The 3,853-nt window shown below is 71.0% G+C and carries 4 protein-coding genes and 1 pseudogene; 2 read left to right on the top strand and 3 right to left on the bottom strand.

Annotated features, from left to right (window positions below; all coding sequences use genetic code 11):
* Positions 1 to 420 (bottom strand): M20/M25/M40 family metallo-hydrolase (locus tag K789_RS0108135; RefSeq protein ID WP_029704752.1); only part of this gene is annotated, 420 nt, incomplete at its 3' end.
* Between the two features lie 86 nt (positions 421 to 506).
* Here K789_RS0108135 and K789_RS0108130 point away from each other — a divergent pair.
* Complete coding sequence (locus tag K789_RS0108130) at positions 507 to 1,181, top strand: DUF1684 domain-containing protein (protein ID WP_024366325.1); 675 nt, start codon at positions 507 to 509, stop codon at positions 1,179 to 1,181.
* A gap of 4 nt (positions 1,182 to 1,185) precedes the next feature.
* Positions 1,186 to 1,677 (top strand): GtrA family protein, encoded by a 492-nt coding sequence (locus K789_RS0108125; protein WP_024366324.1) that lies wholly within the window; start codon positions 1,186 to 1,188, stop codon positions 1,675 to 1,677.
* 75 nt (positions 1,678 to 1,752) lie between these two features.
* Here the strand turns inward: K789_RS0108125 and K789_RS22625 are convergent.
* Together K789_RS22625 and nadC are read right to left on the bottom strand one after the other, a co-directional pair.
* Positions 1,753 to 2,912 (bottom strand): annotated as a pseudogene (locus K789_RS22625) (cysteine desulfurase family protein).
* Positions 2,909 to 3,829: a carboxylating nicotinate-nucleotide diphosphorylase gene (gene nadC / locus K789_RS0108115; protein WP_024366323.1), complete on the bottom strand. Its 921-nt coding sequence runs from the start codon at positions 3,827 to 3,829 to the stop codon at positions 2,909 to 2,911. Before nadC ends, K789_RS22625 begins: the two are co-directional and overlap by 4 nt.
* Positions 3,830 to 3,853 lie beyond the last annotated feature (24 nt).

Below are 3,853 nucleotides of genomic sequence, written 5' to 3'. Positions count from 1 at the left end.
GGACCCTGCTGCGAGCAGGGTTTCCGCTGCTTCCATGACGGCGACCAGCTGCCCTTTGTCATCGAGCGTTCCGCGGCCCCACAGGTAGGTGCCGTCGTTGTGCCCGGAAAACGGCGGCCGGGTCCAGGCGTCCGGATCGCCGGCCGGGACGACGTCGTAGTGTGCCATCAGCACGGCCGGGCGCGCCGCAGCGTCCGGGCCGGTGCCGGGCCAGCGGTACAGCAGCGCATGGCCGTTGACACGTTCGAGGTCCAGGGCGGCGTGGACGGCGGGGTACAGCCGGGCCAGCGCGGCGATGAAGCCGTCGAACTCGCCGGTGTCCACCTCGTGGTCCAGCCGGGAGGAGACGGTGCGGAACCGCACAAGTTCGGCCAGTGCGGCGGCGGCGCGGCTGACGGGCGGTGCGGAGGTGGTCTGCATGCGCGAAAGTCTACGGCCAGCTCGGCGCCCGGGACCCGCCGCCGGAGGCGCGATTCGCCGCGGGGAAAGCGGGATACGCTGGGGACATGGCGGATCAGGATTTTGGCTCCCGGGATTTCGGGGCCCACGACAACGTGGCGGGCATCTCCGCCGTCGACATCGCGGACTGGCGGCTCCGGACCTTTGCGCTGTACGCCAACGTGCGGAAGATCGCGGCGGAGGCTCCGGCCGAGGCGCATTCGTACTGGCGCCAGGAGAGGGACCGTATGTTCGGCACGCATCCCGCCTCGCCGCTCACTGAGGCTGCCATGTCCAGTTTCGGCGGCCTGAAGACGGCGGACTACGATCCGATCTACCGCTTCCACATCCCGCTGACGGGCGAGGGCGCGGGGCGGGAAATGAATGTTGAGACCGGCACCGACGGTGTGATCCGGTTTGTCCGGCTGGGCACGTTCGATCTGCCGGAACTGGGCCAGCTCGCCGTCTGGAGACTCCATGGATACGGCGGCGGCATCTTTGTGCCGTTCCGTGATGCCACGGCGGGACAGCCCGGCGGGAGTTACGGCGCCGGCCGTTACCTGCTGGACACCATCAAGGGCGCCTTCCACGGCGTGCAGGGCTCGGGCCCGGAGGCCGAGTTCGTCGTTGATTTCAACTTCGCCTACAACCCGTCGTGCGCTTACAACGAGGCGTGGGCATGCCCCCTCGCGGGCCCGTCCAACCGCCTGGCCGTGGAGATCCCTGTCGGCGAGCTGTACTGAGCGGATGGATGCCCAGCTCGAGCAGCACTCCCCTGCCCCCGCTCCCGCCCCTGCCCGGCCGCCTGCGCGCCGGCGGCACCGCGGCATCCTCCGCTACCCGCTGGTCCGCCAGCTGCTGAGGTTTACCGGCGTCGGCCTTGTCTGCACGGTGACGTCGCTGGCACTGTATGCCTTCCTCCGGCCGTACCTTGGCTCGCAGCCGGCCAACGCGACAGCCCTGATCCTCACCTCCTTGATGAACACGGCGCTGAACCGGAGGCTGACCTTCAAGATCACCGAACGCCACCGGCTCAAGCGCGACCACCTCAACGGCCTGATCGTCATCCTGGTGGCGCTGCTGATCACCGGCGGCAGCCTCGGCGTGCTGCACTGGATCAACCCCGGGGCCACGGTCGCCGACGAGCTGTGGACCACCACCATCTCCGGCTTCGCTGCCACGGCCGTGCGCTTCACGCTGCTGCGGCACTGGATCTTCCGCCGGGCCCGGCACCGCTAAACACCCGGTTTGCCCTATCAGATATCGTCCCCCTGGGGGCCCCGGACCAGCATTAAGTGATAGGGCAACCCGGGGTCACGGGGCGCCGAGGGCCTGGACGCTGCCGACGGCGGTGCGGACCGCGGCCGCCGCCTCCTGCAGTTCCGCCGCCGTGATGGTGGAATCGAAGCTGAAGCGGACCGCGGTCTGGGCGGTTTCGGCGGTGATGCCCATCGCGCGCAGCACCGGGGACGGCTCGTCCGAACCCGCGGCGCAGGCGGAGCCGCTGGAACAGATGACTCCCTGGCGTTCGAGTTCCAGCAGCACGGATTCGCCACTGGTCCCCGGGAAGCAGAACGAGGCCACGGAGGGCAGCCGCTCGCTCGGGTGGCCGGTGAGGACCGCGCCCGGAACCCCCGCCTGCACCGCGCGGATGAAGTCATCGCGCAGCGCGGCAACATGGGCCGCACGGTCCCCCTGGGTGGTCTGCGCGAGGGTGAGCGCCGTCGCGAGGGCGACGGCCCCGGCCACGTTTTCGGTCCCTGACCGGCGCCCGCGTTCCTGCCCGCCGCCGTGGATCACGGGTTCCAGCCGGACCCGGCCCCGCACGAACAGGGCACCGTTCCCTTTGGGCGCGCCCAGTTTGTGGCCGGAGATACTCAGTGCATCGACGCCGAGGGCTGCGGTGTCGAGCGGGAGCCAGCCGGCGGCCTGGACCGCGTCGGTGTGGAACGGAATCCCCTGCGCGCGGGCCAGCGCGGCGAGCTCCGCAATCGGCTGCAGCGTGCCCACTTCATTGTTGGCGTACATGATGCTGACCAACGCGGTCTCCGGCCGGAGCGCGGCGGCGAGGGCCTCCCCGGTGACGCGGCCGCAGGAATCCACCGGCACCACGTCGACGGCGAAGCCGTGCACGCGTTCCAGGTAGCGGGCGGACTCCTCCACCGCAGGATGCTCGACGGCGCTGATCACCACCCGGTCCAGCCGGGGGTCCGCGGCGTGGCNCGGGCCAGGGCAATGCCTTTGACGGCCAGGTTGTCCGCCTCCGTGCCCCCGGAGGTGAAGACGACCTCGCCCGGGCGGCAGCCCAGCGCCTTGGCGGTTGCCGCCCGTGCCCCGGCGAGCGCAGTGGCGGCCGAGTCGCCGAAGGAATGGTGGCTTGAGGGGTTGCCGAACTCGCCCGTGAGGAACGGCCACATGGCCTCGAGCACCTCGCGGCGGACCGGTGTGGTGGCCGCGGCGTCGAGGAAGATCATGGCGTCGCCTGGCCGGCCGTCCGTTGGCTGTTCTGTTCCGTGCTGAGGCCGAGTTCAATGTCCAGGCCCAGGTCCAGGGCGGCGACGCTGTGGGTGAGCCCGCCGATTGAGATGACGTCCACCCCGGTGCCGGCGATGCCGGCCACGGTGGCCAGGTTGACGTTGCCGCTGGCCTCGACCCGGGCCCGGCCGGCCACCAGGGCCACCCCGGCGGCAAGGTCCGCCAGGGTGAAGTTGTCCAGCATGATGGTGTCCACCCCGGCGGCCAGCACGGGTCCGATCTGGTCCATGCTGTCGACCTCCACTTCGAAGTGGGTGGTGTGCCCGAGGCGGGCTTTGGCCTCCTGCAGCACGTCGGTGAGCTTCGCCGGGTCTCCCCCGGTCAGGACGGCCAGGTGGTTGTCCTTGGCCAGCACGGCGTCCGAGAGGCCAAAGCGGTGGTTGGCGCCGCCGCCGCAGCGCACGGCGTACCGTTCCAGCACCCGCAGGCCCGGCGTCGTCTTGCGGGTGTCCGTGATGCGTGCCCCGGTGCCGTCGACGAGGGCGACGAACTCCGCCGTTTTGGTGGCGATGGCGCTCATCCGCTGAACCAGATTCAGTGCCACGCGTTCGGCGAGCAGCACGGCGCGGGCGTTCCCGCTGACCCTGGCGAGCGCCGTCCCGGCGGCAAAGGCGGAACCGTCAGCCACGAGGAGGTCGACGACGGCGGCGGCGTCCGTGAGCTTCATTGCGGCCGCGAACACCTCCCCGCCGCTGAGCACGCCGGGGACGCGTGCGGCCAGGACCGCCGTCGCGCGTGCGTCTGCGGGGATGAGTGTCTGCGAGGTGATGTCGCCGTACGGTGCGTCCTCCATCAGTGCGGCGCGCAGAACGGCTTCGACGGCGGCTGCGGGAAGTGTTCCGGCGAGCGCCGTCACCGGGAGGCCGGCCGGGCGGGCTGC

Origin of the sequence: Arthrobacter sp. TB 26, from assembly GCF_000427315.1 — a bacterium.
Classification (GTDB): Bacteria; Actinomycetota; Actinomycetes; order Actinomycetales; family Micrococcaceae; genus Arthrobacter.
This window is presented reverse-complemented; position numbering and strand designations above follow the sequence as displayed.